Source organism: Massilia sp. Root351, assembly GCF_001425045.1.
Taxonomy (GTDB): Bacteria; Pseudomonadota; Gammaproteobacteria; order Burkholderiales; family Burkholderiaceae_D; genus Rugamonas.
The window spans coordinates 75462-89386 of the sequence record NZ_LMDJ01000004.1 but is presented as its reverse complement, the minus strand read 5'-3'; the positions used below and the strand labels follow the sequence as shown (position 1 = coordinate 89386).

The following is a 13925-nucleotide window of genomic DNA, read 5'->3' as shown; positions in this document are numbered from 1 at the left end:
AGGTTGTTGAATGTTCTGTGGGGACAAGGGACACTCGCCGGCCGCATTGGCCGGTCACAGCCATGCAAGCCGGGACGTCAGCGGACCTTACAGCAGGCCGTGCTCCTGCAATTTCTTTCGCAGGGTGTTGCGGTTGATGCCCAGCATCTGCGCGGCATGCGACTGGTTGCCGTCGGCGCGGGTCATGACCACTTCGAGGATCGGACGTTCCACGGTCAGCACGACCATGTCATAGATGTTCGACGCCTGCTGCTCGCCCAAATCGTTGAAGTAATCTTCCAGCGATTTCTGGACGACTTCCTGAATGCTTTCTTTGCTCATTTTTATATATTTCTGCTAATTGATCTGCCACGCCGGCGCCGTTCAGGCGGCCAGCTTTTCTTCGGCGAGGCGGTATTGTAACCGCTCGCCATACTTCCATTGGGATTCGAAAAATTCTTTGACCGACAGCAACTGTTCTTGCGTGGACTCAAGGCGATTCATGCGCTGGCGGAATTCCTCGCCGCCTTCCAGGTCGCGCACATACCAGCCGATGTGCTTGCGCGCCGTCAGCAAGCCCTTGCGCTCGCCGTAAAAGGCGTAGTGCGCCTGCAGGTGGTCGTCCATCAGTGCGGCCACCTCGGCCACCAGCGGCGCGGGCAGATGGGTGCCGGTGCGCAGGTAATGGTCGATCTCGCGGAAGATCCACGGCCGGCCCTGGGCGGCGCGGCCCACCATGACGGCGTCGGCGCCGGTCTTGTCCAGCACATAGCGGGCTTTCTCGGGCGAGGTGATGTCGCCGTTGGCCACCACCGGGATGGCCACCGATGCCTTGACGGCAGCGATGGTGTCGTATTCGGCGTCGCCGGTATAACCGTCGGCGCGGGTGCGGCCGTGCAGGGTCAGCATCTGGATGCCGGCCTGCTCGGCGATGCGGGCAATCCGCAGCGCGTTCTTGTTTTCGCGGTCCCAGCCGGTGCGGAATTTCAGCGTCACGGGCACGTCCACCGCGCCCACCACGGCATGCAGGATGCGCTCGACCAGGTCCTCGTGCGGCAGCAGCGCCGAACCGCACCAGTTGTTGCACACTTTTTTGACCGGGCAGCCCATGTTGATGTCGATGATCTGGGCGCCCTTGTCGACGTTGTGTTTTGCGCAATCGGCCAGTTCCTGCGGGTCGGAACCGGCGATCTGTACCGCTTTCGGCTCCATCTCGCCGGCGTGGTCGATGCGGCGCGCGCTCTTTTCCGAGGCCCACACGCGCGGATTCGACGCCGCCATCTCCGACACCGCGTAACCCGCGCCCAGCTCCTTGCACAGCTGCCGGTACGGCCTGTCCGTCACGCCCGCCATAGGGGCGACGAAGACATTGTTGCGGAGAATGTGAGGACCGATTTGCACTGGGTATGCCTGAAAGTGGAGCGGGGAAACCGTCTATTCTAACCCAAGGCGTGCACAAATAATAAGCACTATTTATTCTGATTCCCGTGCTTGTGCAGCTTGGCAGTTATGAAACTGTGTTTCCGGGCAGAATTTTCAACCAATGCGGCTTAGATAATATCGTCCAGGACGAGCGGTTCCAGGTGCGCGCTCTCGCCCCAGCTTTGCAGCGCCAGCCTGCCGTTATCAAAAGTAAAACGGTTGATGCTGGCGTTCTTCACCTGGAAGTCGCGCGGGCTGTCCAGCGTCATGCCGGTGGCGGCGCGGTAGGCGCACTCCAGCACGCCGCCGTGGGCCACGATGGCGATGGTCTGGCCCGGATGGCGCTCGCCCCAGGCCGCGATGCCGTCCATGCAGCGCTGGAAGAACTGGCGGAAGCTCTCGGCCACCCGCTCGCCGGACGGCATCACGGCGTCGATGTCGCGCGCCTGCCAGGCGGCGAATTCGGCCGGATAGGTGCGCTCGATGTCGGCGTACAGCATGCCTTCGAACACGCCGTAGCAGCGCTCGCGCAGCTGGACGTCCTGCTGGACCTTGCGCTGCGCCCCGGCGCCGCGCTGCTGGCCGGCCACCGCCTGCGCGGTCTGCAGCGCGCGCTGCAGGTCGCTGGCGATGATGGCGTGCAACGGTTCGGACGCCAGCGCGGACGCCAGCGCCTCGGCCTGGCGCTGGCCTTCCAGGTTCAGGGGAATGTCGATGTGGCCTTGCAGGCGGCGCACGGCGTTCCACGCCGTTTCGCCATGGCGTATCAATAGGATGCTGGTAGTCATGTAACCCTGGTTTAGCGCGCCTGCGGATTCAGGCTATAGGCGCCGATGATTTGTGCTTCGTCCAGTATGTGGCCGCGCATGGCCTGGTACGCCTGCACGCAGGTGAAACGGCCGTCGACCGGCAGGCGCGGCACGTCCAGCGCGTACAGCCGGAACACATAGTGGTGCACCCGCAAGTCGTTCCACGGCGGGCAGGGGCCATCATAACCGAAATAGTCGCCCGCCATGCCGGGGTCGCCCGCGAACCAGCCGGTGTAATCGTTGATGCCCTGGCGCAACGGATGCTGCGTGCCGTCCAGCACGGCCAAGGCCGTGTCCGGCCCGGGCTTGCCCTTGGGCACCACGCCGTCGGCCAGCTGGCCGGCGGCAATGCAAGCCAGCGCAGGCGGGATGTCGGCCAGCGCCCAGTGGTAGAAATCGGCGCGCTCGTCGGCCGCATCCAGCGTCTGGCCTTCCTGGTTGACCTTGGCGGCGCTGGCGGGCGCGTCGCCGTCTATGCACAGCAGCAGCAGCGACTCGGTGCCGTTCGGCACCTCGCTCCATGCCAGGTGCGGATTGCGGTTGGCGGCCAGCCTGAGACGGCCCAGCGGGTCCGGCTCGGCAAACGCGAATTCGGCAGGAATCCTGCCGCCGTTCTTGAAAGAGTCACTCCACAGTTTCACCGCAGCCTCCCGCTTCCTGGTTGTTTCACTGTTTTTTCACTGTAGTTTAGGCTCGACCTGCAGCCAGAACGTTACCGGACCATCGTTCGTCAGCGACACTTTCATGTCGGCGCCGAACTGGCCGGTGGCCACTCGCGCATGCCTGAGCCGCGCCTGGCGCACGAAATACTCGAACAGCCGCGCGCCGTCCGCCGGCGCGGCGGCCGGCGTGAACGACGGGCGCGTGCCGGACTTGGTGTCGGCCGCCAGCGTGAACTGCGGCACCAGCAGCAAGCCGCCGGCCACGTCGGCCACGCTGCGGTTCATCTTGCCCGCCTCGTCCGCAAACACGCGGTAGCCCAGCAGCTTGTTGAGCAGGGCGTCTGCTTCGCGCTCGCTGTCGCCGCGCTCGGCGCACACCAGCACCATCAGGCCGCCATCGATGGCGCCCACGGTCGCGCCATCGACCACCACGGCCGCGCTGCTGACCCGCTGCAGCAGCCCTATCATGCCGTCAAGGTGACGCGCGCGAACTTGCGCTTGCCCACCTGCAGCACGAACGTGCCGGCGTCCAGCTTCAGCGCCTTGTCGCTGATAACGGTACCATCCACGCGCACGCCGCCCTGATCCACCATGCGGGTGGCTTCCGATACCGAAGCGCACAGATTGGACTGCTTCAGCAACTGGGCGATGCCGGCCGGCGCGCCGGCCAGGGTGATTTCCGGCACGTCGTCCGGAATGCCGCCCTTGGAACGGTTGACGAAGTCGGCCAGCGCGTCCTCGGCCGCCTGGCGCGAATGGAAGCGCTCGACGATTTCCTGCGCCAGCGCCACCTTGGCGTCGCGCGGGTTGCCGCCCTGCTCCACGGCGCGCTTCAGCGCCGCTACCTCTTCGATCGTTTTCCACGACAGGAGTTCGTAGTAGCGCCACATCATCACGTCGGAAATGCTCATGATCTTGGCGAACATGGTGTTGCCCGGCTCGGTAATGCCGATGTAGTTGTTCTTCGACTTGGACATTTTTTCCACGCCGTCCAAACCTTCCAGCAGCGGCATGGTCAAAATGCACTGAGGCTCCTGGTCCCAGTCTTTCTGCAGTTCGCGGCCCACCAGCAGGTTGAATTTCTGGTCCGTGCCACCAAGTTCCAGGTCGGCCTTCAGGGCCACCGAGTCGTAGCCCTGCATCAGCGGATACAGGAACTCATGGACCGAGATCGGGGTCCCGTTCTTGAAGCGCTTGGTGAAATCGTCGCGCTCCATCATGCGCGCCACGGTGTAGCGCGAGGCCAGCTGGATCATGCCGCGCGCGCCGAGCGGGTCGCACCACTCGGAGTTGTAGCGGATCTCGGTCCTGGCCGGGTCCAGCACCAGCGAGGCCTGCTTGAAATAGGTGGCGGCGTTGGCTTCGATCTGCTCGCGCGTGAGCGGCGGACGGGTGGCGTTGCGGCCGGACGGGTCGCCGATCATGGACGTGAAGTCACCGATCAGGAAAATCACCTGGTGGCCCAGGTTTTGCAGCTGGCGCATCTTGTTCAGCACCACGGTATGGCCCAGGTGCAAGTCCGGCGCGGTCGGGTCCAGGCCCAGTTTGATGCGCAGCGGCACGCCGCTCTGCTCGGAACGCGCCAGCTTTTGCGCGAATTCGGATTCGATCAGCAGCTCATCGACACCGCGTTTGGTGATGGCGAGCGCTTCCTGCACGCGGTCGGTCAGCGGCAGAGCGGTTTGGGTTGCAGTTACCATAAGGGAGGCACAATTCTCGTGAAAATGTAGGATGAGTCCGATAGTTTGATATAATTCGCGATCCCATCAATCTTGCCGCATGAAAACTCGATAAGACGACAATTACAAAAACATCAAAGTTCGGAACAGTTCAAGCGGTAAATTTTAACTGATTGCATGAACCCTATAAACAAATTCACAAGCCAAGGCTTGGTCAACTTGCTAGGTTCGACGCGCAAGGCGCGCATCATGAGTGCATCGGCAATTTTCCTTGCTGTGTGCGCTTTCGGTGCGGCCGGCGTAGCGCCGCTCGCGCCAGACGCGGCGGACCTGCCGGTCAAGTCAGTCTCCACCGCCCTCGAACTTCCGAACATCTCCGCGCAAATCGGCGCCCTCCAGCAGCAAGAATCCACCGAAAAGTACGTCCACGAAGAACGCATCCGCGCCGGCGACACGCTCGCCACGCTGATGACCCGACTCGGCGTGGAAGACGACGCGGCCGAAACCTTCATCAAGAAGGACAAGGTGGCGAAAGGTGTGATGCAGCTGAAAACCGGCAAGCGCGTGCAAGCGCAAACCGACGAGAACGGCAACCTGGTGTGGCTGCGCGCCACCGTGGTCGACAGCCAGGACACGCCGGTCAAGAACATCCTGGTCAGCCGCAAGGGCGACGGCTTCACTGCCAGCGAAGAAGCGGCCAAGCTGGAGCGCCGCGTGGAAATGCATGCGCGCACCATCAATTCCTCCTCGCTGTACGCGGCCACCGACGCCAGCAACGACGGCGCCAAGCTGCCCGACAGCGTGGTGCGCCAGATCGTGGAAATGTTCTCCACCAATATCGACTTCCGCTCCGACCTGAAGCGCGGCGACCATTTCAACGTGGTCTACGAAACTTTCTGGCAGGACGGCGAGTTCATCCGCGCCGGCCGCATCCTGGCCGGCGAATTCACCAACCGCGGCGTGACCTACCAGTCGGTGTGGTTTGAAGACCCGGCCAGCAACCAGGGCGGCGGCTACTACAGCTTCGACGGCAAGTCCCTGAAAAAGGCCTTCCTGAAATCGCCGCTGGAATTCTCCCGTATCTCGTCCGGCTTCTCGATGCGCGTGCACCCGATCTCCGGCAACTGGAAAGCCCACAAGGGCATCGACTTCGCGGCCGCCACCGGCACCCCGATCCGCGCCTCGGGCGACGGCGTGGTGGACTTTGCCGGCTCGCAGGGCGGCTACGGCAACCTGGTGGTGCTGAAGCACTGGTCCAACTACACCACCGCCTACGCCCACATGAGCCGCTTCGCACCCGGCATCAAAAAAGGCAGCAAGGTCAGCCAGGGCGACGTGATCGGCTATGTCGGCAGCACCGGCTGGTCCACCGGCGCCCACCTGCACTACGAATTCCGCGTCGGCGGCGAAGCCAGGGACCCGAACAAGCTCAACGTGCAGGCGCAAGCCCCGCTGACCGCCGCCGAGCTGTCGCGCTTCAAGATGGTCTCCGGCGACATGATGCACCGCTTCGCGCTGCTGCGCCCCACCAACGCCAACGCCTCCAGCCTGGCCGCAAAATAAGCTTCCCATCCGGAAGCAAGGACGGCGCCCGAATCGGCGCCGTTTTTTTTCGCCCAAGCAAAATGGGGTCAGGGTTAATTATTTTTGCAATATTAACCCTGACCCCATTTTGGCTGAGGTGAGGCACAATAGCGGGAAACTATGAGGAGGTGGCGTATGAGCCTGTTTATCGGCCTGATGTCGGGGACCAGCCTGGACGGGGTGGATGGGGTGCTGGTGGATTTCTGGGCCGGCGCGGCGCGCACGCTGGCGGCGGCCTATGTGCCGTTCCCGCCGGCGCTGCGGGAGGAGCTGATGGCGCTGCAGGCGGCCAGCCCGAACGAGCTGGAACGCGAGGCGCTGGCGGCCAATACGCTGGCGCAGTACTACGCGCAGTGCGTGGCGGACGTGCTGGCGCAAACCGAGATGAAGCCGGCCGATGTGCGCGCCGTGGGCTCGCACGGGCAGACCATCCGCCACCGGCCGGAACTGGGCTTTACGCGCCAGACCGGCAACCCGGCGCTGCTGGCCGAGCTGTGCGGCATCGACGTGGTGGCGGACTTCCGCAGCCGTGACGTGGCCGCCGGCGGCCAGGGCGCGCCGCTGGTGCCGGCGTTCCACCAGGCGCTGTTCAGCCTGCCGGGCAAGACCCGCGTGGTGGCCAATATCGGCGGCATCGCCAACATCAGCGTGCTGCACGGCGACGGCAGGACCACCGGCTTCGACACCGGGCCCGGCAACGTGCTGATGGACAAATGGATCGCCCGCCACCAGGGCAAGGCCTACGATGACGACGGTGCCTGGGCCGCCACCGGCAAGGTGATCCAGCCGCTGCTGGACGCCATGCTGCGCGAGCCCTACTTCGCGCTGCCGGCGCCGAAAAGCACCGGCCGCGACCTGTTCCACGCGGACTGGCTGGATGCCCGGCTGGCACCCTACGCATCGGCCGCGCCGCAGGACGTGCAAGCCACCCTGACGCAGCTGACCGTGCTGACCCTGGCGCGCGCCATCGGCGAGCAGGCGCCGAAAACCGAGGCGGTGTACGTGTGCGGCGGCGGCGCCTATAACGGCGTGCTGATGCGCAGCCTGGCGGCCGAACTGGGCGTGGCGGTGGAATCGACCGCAGCGCTGGGCGTAGAGCCGAACCGGGTGGAGGCGCTGGCTTTCGCGTGGCTGGCGTTCCGCTTCAATGAGCGGCTGGCCGGCAATGTGCCGGCGGTGACGGGTGCGCGCGGCGAGCGCGTGCTGGGGGCCCTGTATCCGCGCTAAAGCGTGGCAAGGCGGCGCCTGGTCCGACCGGCGCGCACAACGGAAAACGGCGGAGCAAGCAAGCTTGTCCGCCGTGCAAGTGCCGCGCGGGGCGGCCTCAGGCTTCTGTTAAGCCGAGAACGAGGAACCGCAGCCGCAAGTCGAGCTGGCGTTCGGGTTCTTGATGACGAATTGCGCGCCTTCGAGGTCGTCCTTGTAATCGATTTCGGCGCCGATCAGGTACTGGTAGCTCATGGAATCGATCAGCAGTTGCACGCCGTTCTTATCCATGGTGGTGTCGTCTTCGTTGACGATTTCATCGAACGTGAAACCGTACTGGAAGCCCGAGCAGCCGCCACCCTGCACGAATACGCGCAGTTTCAGGTCTGGATTGCCCTCTTCTTCGATCAGTTGCGCAACTTTCTGCGCGGCGCTGTCGGTGAACACGATAGGGACCGGGATTACTTCGTCTTGCACTTCGGCTACTGCATTCATGTGGTACTCCTCAAAATTCATACGGCCATTATAGACCTTAGTCGGAACTCATGCTGTCAAGGCTTGATTTCCTGTACCGGCTTTGGTTCAGGGGCAACAGTTTTCGCTTCTTCGCCCGGCAGCGGCAGGCCGGCCTGCTTCACAATGGCCAATAAGGCATCGCGCTCGGCGCTCACTTGCAGCAGTTCGGCCTGCACCAGTTCCAGCTGCTGCTGCGCAGTGGGCGCCCCCTGGCTGGCGCCGAAGATGCGCTGCCCCAGGTCCACGCCCCACACCACCAGCACGCCACCCAGCACCAGCGCGATGGCAATCGCGGCGATGCGCTTGAACAGCGGCGCCTTCTGCTCCACCAGCACGGTTGCCGGTGCCGAGGCGCCGCGCCCCTGCCATTTCTTGGCCACGCTGCCCGCCTGCGGTTACGGCAGCAGCGCGATGTTGTTCAGGCCCATGCCTTCTTCCAGGCCGAACATCAGATTCATGCACTGCACGGCCTGGCCGGAAGCCCCCTTGACCAGGTTGTCCTGCACCACCAGCACGATGAGGGTGTTGCCGTTGTCCGGGCGGTGCAGCGCCAGGCGCAGCATATTGGCGCCGCGCGTGCTGCGGGTTTCAGGATGCGCGCCGAACGGCATCACGTCGACGAACGGCTGGTCGCGGTAGGCGTCCTCGAACAGAGCCTGCAGCTCGTCGTTGCTGATGTCCTTGGTCAGGCGCGCGTACAGCGTCGAGTGCATGCCGCGTATCATCGGCACCAGGTGCGGCGTGAAGATCAGGTTGACCTTGTCGCTGCTGAAACGCTGCAGCTGGGCCACGGTTTCCGGGGTGTGGCGGTGGCCGGACACGCCGTAGGCCTTGAAGTTGTCGCTCGACTCGGAGAACAGGATGCCGATCTCGGCCTTGCGGCCGGCGCCGGACACGCCCGACTTGCAGTCGGCGATCAGGTTGCCGGCGTCGATCACGCCCGCCTTCAGCAGCGGCACGAAGCCCAGCTGCATGGTGGTCGGGTAGCAGCCGGGGTTGGCGATCAGCTTGGCGCCCTTGATGTCGTCGCGGTTCAGCTCGGGCAGGCCGTACACGGCTTCCTCGATCAGCTGCGGCGCGGTGTGCGGAATCTTGTACGTCTTTTCAAATACCGCCTGGTCCTTGATGCGGAAGTCGGCCGCCAGGTCGATCACTTTCACGCCCGCCTTCAGCAGCGCCGGCGCCTGCTCCATGGCCACGCCGTGCGGGGTGGCGAAGAACACCACGTCGCACTGGGCCAGGTCGACCTTGTCCGGCGCCGAGAACGCCAGGTTGACGCGGCCGCGCAGGGAAGGATACATGTCAGCCACCGGCAAACCATCCTCTTTGCGCGACGTGATTGCCGTCAGCTGCACTTGCGGGTGGACGGCCAACAATCGCAGCAGTTCCACTCCGGTGTATCCGGTGCCGCCGACGATGCCAACTTTGATCATGTTCTTTCCTTGGGAGTAAATGAAGAGGGGACGCCCATTTTAGCAGGGCTGAAAAAAAGCCGCCCGGCGTACCGGGCGGCTTTCGATACAGCGCTGGACCAGCCAGCGCTGCGTGAAGCATATTAACGCTTCGAGAATTGTTTTGCGCGACGTGCTTTGCGCAGACCAACTTTTTTACGTTCAACTTCGCGCGCATCGCGAGTGACGAAGCCGGCACGTGCCAGGTCGCCCTTCAGAGCTGCATCGTAGTCGATCAGTGCGCGGGTGATGCCGTGACGCACAGCACCTGCCTGGCCGGACTCGCCGCCGCCGTGTACGTTGACTTTGATGTCGAAACGTTCAACGTTGCCGGTCAGTTCCAGTGGTTGACGGATTACCATCAGGCCGGTTTCGCGGGAGAAGTACTCAGCCGCTGGCTTGCCGTTAACGATGATTTGGCCAGTGCCTGCCTTGATGAACACGCGAGCCACTGCACTCTTGCGACGGCCGGTGCCGTAGTTGTAGTTACCGATCATGTCAGTTCCTTAGATTTCGAGTGCTTTAGGTTGCTGAGCAGCGTGCGGGTGCGAACCCTCGGCGTACACTTTCAGCTTCTTGATCATTGCGTAGCCCAGTGGGCCTTTGGGCAGCATGCCCTTGACGGCTTTTTCCAGAGCGCGGCCTGGGAAACGCTGTTGCATTTTCAGGAAGTTCGTCTCGTAGATGCCACCTGGGTAGCCCGAGTGACGGTAGTAGGTCTTCTCGGTTGCTTTGGTGCCGGTCACGCGCAGTTTGCCTGCGTTGATGATGACGATGAAGTCACCGGTGTCGACGTGAGGGGTGAACTCTGGCTTATGCTTGCCGCGCAGTCGGCGTGCCACTTCGCTGGCAACACGGCCGAGGACTTTGTCCGTCGCGTCAATCACGAACCAATCGCGCTGGACTTCATGGCCCTTAGCGGAAAAAGTTTTCATGTTATGACTTTCTGTGAAAGATAAAAACGCTCATCTGGTGGTTCCGCCCCGGTGTTGCAGCGGACGCATCCTTGTTGTTTACTTTCCCTGAGCGAATGGGAAAGCCGGCAATTATAGCCCGGCTTGCGCATTCCGGTCAATAACTGTAAACGTTGACGACGTTGAAGGTGGTGTCCGGCACATACACATTGCCCTTGTGGGCATAGATGAAGAACGGCATCCACACGCCGCCGGCCTCCGGGTATTTCTTGAACACCAGGTCGCCGGTCTTGTATTCCAGCGTGCCGTCCTGGATCTTGAACACCTTCAGCGCGCGGTTCACCAGGTCGTTGACAATCAGGTTGTCGCCCTCGTCTATGCACAAGCTGGCCGGCAAGTAGAAGTTTTCATAATCTTTCTCCAGGTCGTCGCAATAGCCGGCCTTGCCGTAGCTCCACAGGCTGTTGCCGTCGCGGTCGAACACGCGGATGCAGTTATTGAACTGGTCGCACACGAACACCCGGTCCTGCGAGTCGACGTCCATGTCGCACGGGGTAAACGAGGCCAGCGGCTGGCCGCCCTCCTGCCATACGAAGTTCTTGACGAAGGTGACGATGCCGGTGGCCTGCAGCTGCCACTTGGCGATGCGGTTGTTGAGCGAATCGGCAATGTAGATTTCGCCGTGGCTGTTGACGGCGATGCCCTGCGGCGCCTTCAGCGTGCCCTCGCCGCCCACGCCTTCGCGGCCGAACGGCACGCCGTAGTTCAGCAGGTGGCCATTGGGGCCGTACTGGTACATGGACACCGTGCACATGTTGAAGTTGGTGATGAAGATCAGCGGCGTGCCGGGGCAGACCTGGCCCAGCAGCGGCTGCGACGGGTAATAGGCCGTCATGGCGATATCGCCGGGCGTGAAGAAGCCGCGCACCATGTCCTGCAGCTGGGCGTAGGGATTGACGGCGGTGTTGTAGGTTTTCAGGCACCAGTTGCCCGAGTCGATGTTGTACGAGGACGTGCCGACATGGGCCAGCGGGTCCAGCCCGGTGTGCTTGAGCACATGGTCGTACCAGTACTGGTAGACGCCGGCCGTGGTCTTGGCCCAGCCGTCCCACCAATTATTGCTGGGCAAAACGCCGTCGCCCTTGCGCTTGGGGTCGACGCGGATCACCGAGGTCATGCAGTTGAACTGCGAGGTGGCCAACGCCTTCGACGCGTTGTCGCGGCGGTGGCCGACCGAATCGAGCAGCACGGCCACGGTGGGCAGGCTGTCGTCAATGATGTTGATGCTCACGTGCAGCACCGTGGAGGCGAACGGCTCGCTGATGTAGTACGTGTTCTTTTCCTTGCCGGCGCAGATCTGGTAAGGGCCGACGAAGACGCGGTCTTCCAGCGCGCCATAGACCAGGTCGGTGTACGAATGCACCGGCTCGGGTTCGTGGTTCCACATGGGCAGCATGCCCATCACTTTTTCCTGCAACTGGCCTTGCGGGTTGTAGACCATGATGGCGTTTTCCACCTGGCCCGGCACGAACACATAGTCGTCGATGACGCACACCGAGCGCATCACGTTGAACTTGCCGATGCCGGTGGGCAGGCCGAAGCCGTGCAGCAAGGCGGTTTCCCTGGTGGCCTGCACGGTCTCGTTCCTGATGGGCCAGGCGGTGTCGATCTTCAGGATTTCGTAGTAGCCGGTGTTGGCCAGATAGAGGTTGCCCTTCGAGTCGCTGGCCAGGCCTTGCGGCCACAGCAGTTCGTGGGTGCTGTTCGAGTCTTGCACGGCGCGGAACTGCAGCACGAACTCGCCTTCCAGCGTGAACTTCACGCAGCGGCTGCGCACGTCGCCCTCGGTGTGGAAGAACTCGTCGGCCACGTAGAGGTAGTGCTCGCCGTCCGCTTCCTTGACCACGGTGATGCCGTTCGGGTCGGACAAGGGGATGAAGGTCTTGCCGGCCACGTTGCCGAAGGCGAACTGGAAGCCGGCGCTGTGCTCGTCGTATTCGAAAGCCACCACGCGGCCGTTGCCCATGTCGGTGCAGTACATGATGTCGTCGGTGGGGTGCGGGCACAGGTGGAAGGGCATCAGCAGGCGCTGGTCCAGGCCGGTGCTGGCCGGGTCGCCGTCGATCACGTGCAGCAGGGTTTCAAAATCGGCCGTGAACACCAGCACGCGGCTGTTGCCGGTATCGCACACCCACACGTGGTTGTAGTTGTCGCGCGCAACGCCGACCGGGGAATTCATGGTGAAATCGTCCGGCAGCGCGCCGCGCTCGGTGGTGCCGGGCAAAGCCAGCTCGCCGTAGTGGCACAGGTGCTTGAAACTGGTCTCGGATGCGGTCGTATGGCTCATGGTTACCTACCTGTATGAAAGGGATGGACGCAAGGGTGAGGCGAACTACGGTGCGCATCAGTATGCGAGATTGCGTGGGCGGCAGCAACATTTATGTTGCAGTGCATTGCAGATGGCTATCCACTGAAACCGGGCTGGCCGGCAGCAAAAGATGTCGCACTGCACCACGGCGCCGGGGAGGGGACGAAGCGCGGCCGGCTTTGCTCCATTACAATGGTGGCAAAGTTTTTTTACGGAGAAATGAAATGGAATGCAAAGTCAGCTGGAACGGCCCGTCGGGCATGAGCTTTTTGGCCCAGACCGGCTCCGGCCACCTGGTGAACATGGACGGCGCGCCGGAAGGCGGCGGTCACAACCTGGCGCCGCGCCCGATGGAAATGGTGTTGCTGGGCACGGGCGGCTGCACCGCCTATGACGTGGTGCTGATCCTCAAGCGCGGCCGGGAAGACGTGCGCGGCTGCGACGTAACCTTGAAGGCCGAGCGCGCCGACACCGACCCGAAAGTGTTCACCAAGATCCACTTCCATTTCACCGTCACCGGCAAGGCCCTGAAGCAGACCACGGTGGAACGCGCGGTGTCGCTGTCGCACGACAAGTACTGCTCGGCGTCCATCATGCTGGCCAAGACGGCCGAGATCACGCACTCGTACGAGATTGTGGAAGGCTGACGGCGGCGGGTGACGCGCTGCGCGACCCCGCCAGACCTTAAATGTAGTACGCGGTGCCGGTCATGAGCTTGCCCATGGCCGTCATGGCCAGCCGCGCCGGCAAGGGCGCCGCTTCGGCGCCCATCTCTTGCGCGGCCGCGCCGTGCGCCACCTCATCGACCCGCATCTGTTCGACAATCGCGCGCGACTTGGCGTCCTGCGGCGGCAGCTTGTCCAGGTGGCTGGTCAGGTGCTTCTCCACCTGGCGTTCGGTTTCCACCACAAAGCCCAGGCTGCGCGCATCGCCCAGCACGGCGGCCACCGTGCCCAGCGCGTAGGCGCCCGCGTAGAACAGCGGATTGAGCACGCTGATCTGCGAGCCCAGCTCGCCCAGCCGCTGCGCGGTCCACGCCAGGTGGTCTTCTTCCTCGCGCGAGGCGTGCTCAAACTGCCGGCGGATCTCGTCGCTGCGCGCGAAGCGGGCCTGCGAGTTGTACAGCGCCTGCGCCATCACTTCGCCCACGTGGTTCACGCGCATCAGGCCGGCGGCGTGGCGCTGCTCGGCTTCGGTCAGGGCCGCGTCCGCCGCGTGCGCGGCCGGGTTCGGGCGCGAGGCCGAGGCCACGCCGGCCATGACGCGCAGCGCCTTGTCGGCGCCGGCGATGAAGCGGTCCAGGGGAGTGTGAAAATGGTTTGCTGCCATGATGTT

Annotated in this window: 16 protein-coding genes; 3 read left to right on the top strand and 13 right to left on the bottom strand. The window is 63.4% G+C overall.

The window, feature by feature from the left end:
* Positions 1-87 precede the first annotated feature (87 nt).
* The 6 genes from ASD15_RS08530 to tyrS all read right to left on the bottom strand — a co-directional run bounded on the left by ASD15_RS08530 (position 88) and on the right by tyrS (position 4572).
* Complete coding sequence (locus ASD15_RS08530; RefSeq protein WP_056398400.1) at positions 88-321, bottom strand: helix-turn-helix domain-containing protein; 234 nt, start codon at positions 319-321, stop codon at positions 88-90.
* 42 nt (positions 322-363) lie between these two features.
* Entirely contained in the window at positions 364-1380 is a 1017-nt protein-coding gene (gene dusB, locus ASD15_RS08525) for a tRNA dihydrouridine synthase DusB (protein WP_082551684.1), read from the bottom strand.
* Positions 1381-1529: 149 nt separating this feature from the next.
* The gene (locus ASD15_RS08520) at positions 1530-2189 is read right to left on the bottom strand and encodes a histidine phosphatase family protein (protein WP_057154408.1); all 660 of its coding nucleotides are present in this window, start codon (positions 2187-2189) and stop codon (positions 1530-1532) included.
* Positions 2190-2200: 11 nt separating this feature from the next.
* On the bottom strand, positions 2201-2851 hold the full coding sequence (locus ASD15_RS08515; RefSeq protein ID WP_057154407.1) for a YbhB/YbcL family Raf kinase inhibitor-like protein: 651 nt from the start codon (positions 2849-2851) through the stop codon (positions 2201-2203).
* Between the two features lie 36 nt (positions 2852-2887).
* The gene (gene dtd, locus ASD15_RS08510; protein WP_057154406.1) at positions 2888-3340 is read right to left on the bottom strand and encodes a D-aminoacyl-tRNA deacylase; all 453 of its coding nucleotides are present in this window, start codon (positions 3338-3340) and stop codon (positions 2888-2890) included.
* Positions 3337-4572, bottom strand: a complete 1236-nt coding sequence (gene tyrS / locus ASD15_RS08505) for a tyrosine--tRNA ligase (protein WP_057154405.1) — start codon at positions 4570-4572, stop codon at positions 3337-3339. The genes dtd and tyrS overlap by 4 nt, the downstream gene beginning before the upstream one ends.
* 156 nt (positions 4573-4728) lie before the next feature.
* Between tyrS and ASD15_RS08500 the strand changes: the two genes are divergently transcribed.
* Together ASD15_RS08500 and ASD15_RS08495 are read left to right on the top strand one after the other, a co-directional pair.
* Entirely contained in the window at positions 4729-6114 is a 1386-nt protein-coding gene (locus tag ASD15_RS08500; protein ID WP_057154404.1) for a M23 family metallopeptidase, read from the top strand.
* A gap of 156 nt (positions 6115-6270) precedes the next feature.
* Positions 6271-7362, top strand: coding sequence for an anhydro-N-acetylmuramic acid kinase (locus ASD15_RS08495; protein WP_057154403.1), 1092 nt, complete (start codon positions 6271-6273; stop codon positions 7360-7362).
* A 108-nt stretch (positions 7363-7470) separates the two neighbouring features.
* On the opposite strand, the gene erpA is transcribed toward ASD15_RS08495, so the two are convergent.
* From erpA to ASD15_RS08465, 6 genes are all read right to left on the bottom strand, one after another.
* On the bottom strand, positions 7471-7836 hold the full coding sequence (gene erpA, locus ASD15_RS08490; protein WP_057154563.1) for an iron-sulfur cluster insertion protein ErpA: 366 nt from the start codon (positions 7834-7836) through the stop codon (positions 7471-7473).
* A gap of 56 nt (positions 7837-7892) precedes the next feature.
* Positions 7893-8237 (bottom strand): hypothetical protein, encoded by a 345-nt coding sequence (locus ASD15_RS08485; protein ID WP_057154402.1) that lies wholly within the window; start codon positions 8235-8237, stop codon positions 7893-7895.
* Positions 8238-8252: 15 nt separating this feature from the next.
* Positions 8253-9290 (bottom strand): N-acetyl-gamma-glutamyl-phosphate reductase, encoded by a 1038-nt coding sequence (gene argC, locus ASD15_RS08480; protein ID WP_057154401.1) that lies wholly within the window; start codon positions 9288-9290, stop codon positions 8253-8255.
* A gap of 122 nt (positions 9291-9412) precedes the next feature.
* Positions 9413-9805, bottom strand: coding sequence for a 30S ribosomal protein S9 (rpsI, locus tag ASD15_RS08475; RefSeq protein ID WP_056398368.1), 393 nt, complete (start codon positions 9803-9805; stop codon positions 9413-9415).
* A 9-nt stretch (positions 9806-9814) separates the two neighbouring features.
* The gene (rplM, locus tag ASD15_RS08470) at positions 9815-10243 is read right to left on the bottom strand and encodes a 50S ribosomal protein L13 (RefSeq protein WP_056398365.1); all 429 of its coding nucleotides are present in this window, start codon (positions 10241-10243) and stop codon (positions 9815-9817) included.
* 136 nt (positions 10244-10379) lie between these two features.
* On the bottom strand, positions 10380-12569 hold the full coding sequence (locus tag ASD15_RS08465; RefSeq protein ID WP_057154400.1) for an NHL repeat-containing protein: 2190 nt from the start codon (positions 12567-12569) through the stop codon (positions 10380-10382).
* Between the two features lie 245 nt (positions 12570-12814).
* Between ASD15_RS08465 and ASD15_RS08460 the strand changes: the two genes are divergently transcribed.
* A complete protein-coding gene (locus ASD15_RS08460; protein ID WP_057154399.1) occupies positions 12815-13237 on the top strand; it encodes an OsmC family protein in 423 nt (140 codons plus the stop codon).
* Positions 13238-13274: 37 nt separating this feature from the next.
* Here the strand turns inward: ASD15_RS08460 and coq7 are convergent, their stop codons facing one another.
* Positions 13275-13919 carry a 2-polyprenyl-3-methyl-6-methoxy-1,4-benzoquinone monooxygenase gene (gene coq7, locus ASD15_RS08455; RefSeq protein ID WP_057154398.1) on the bottom strand — a complete coding sequence of 215 codons (645 nt, stop codon included), beginning with the start codon at positions 13917-13919 and terminating at the stop codon, positions 13275-13277.
* Positions 13920-13925 lie beyond the last annotated feature (6 nt).

What these genes read in the sequence shown, in the direction of transcription:
- ASD15_RS08500 (WP_057154404.1), top strand. Translation starts at nt 4,729, where the DNA reads ATGAACCCTATAAACAAATTCACAAGCCAAGGCTTGGTCAACTTGCTA.
- rpsI (WP_056398368.1), bottom strand. Translation starts at nt 9,805, where the DNA reads ATGATCGGTAACTACAACTACGGCACCGGCCGTCGCAAGAGTGCAGTG.
- argC (WP_057154401.1), bottom strand. Translation starts at nt 9,290, where the DNA reads ATGATCAAAGTTGGCATCGTCGGCGGCACCGGATACACCGGAGTGGAA.
- ASD15_RS08530 (WP_056398400.1), bottom strand. Translation starts at nt 321, where the DNA reads ATGAGCAAAGAAAGCATTCAGGAAGTCGTCCAGAAATCGCTGGAAGAT.
- rplM (WP_056398365.1), bottom strand. Translation starts at nt 10,243, where the DNA reads ATGAAAACTTTTTCCGCTAAGGGCCATGAAGTCCAGCGCGATTGGTTC.
- ASD15_RS08460 (WP_057154399.1), top strand. Translation starts at nt 12,815, where the DNA reads ATGGAATGCAAAGTCAGCTGGAACGGCCCGTCGGGCATGAGCTTTTTG.
- erpA (WP_057154563.1), bottom strand. Translation starts at nt 7,836, where the DNA reads ATGAATGCAGTAGCCGAAGTGCAAGACGAAGTAATCCCGGTCCCTATC.
- coq7 (WP_057154398.1), bottom strand. Translation starts at nt 13,919, where the DNA reads ATGGCAGCAAACCATTTTCACACTCCCCTGGACCGCTTCATCGCCGGC.
- ASD15_RS08465 (WP_057154400.1), bottom strand. Translation starts at nt 12,569, where the DNA reads ATGAGCCATACGACCGCATCCGAGACCAGTTTCAAGCACCTGTGCCAC.
- dtd (WP_057154406.1), bottom strand. Translation starts at nt 3,340, where the DNA reads ATGATAGGGCTGCTGCAGCGGGTCAGCAGCGCGGCCGTGGTGGTCGAT.
- ASD15_RS08520 (WP_057154408.1), bottom strand. Translation starts at nt 2,189, where the DNA reads ATGACTACCAGCATCCTATTGATACGCCATGGCGAAACGGCGTGGAAC.
- tyrS (WP_057154405.1), bottom strand. Translation starts at nt 4,572, where the DNA reads ATGGTAACTGCAACCCAAACCGCTCTGCCGCTGACCGACCGCGTGCAG.
- ASD15_RS08495 (WP_057154403.1), top strand. Translation starts at nt 6,271, where the DNA reads ATGAGCCTGTTTATCGGCCTGATGTCGGGGACCAGCCTGGACGGGGTG.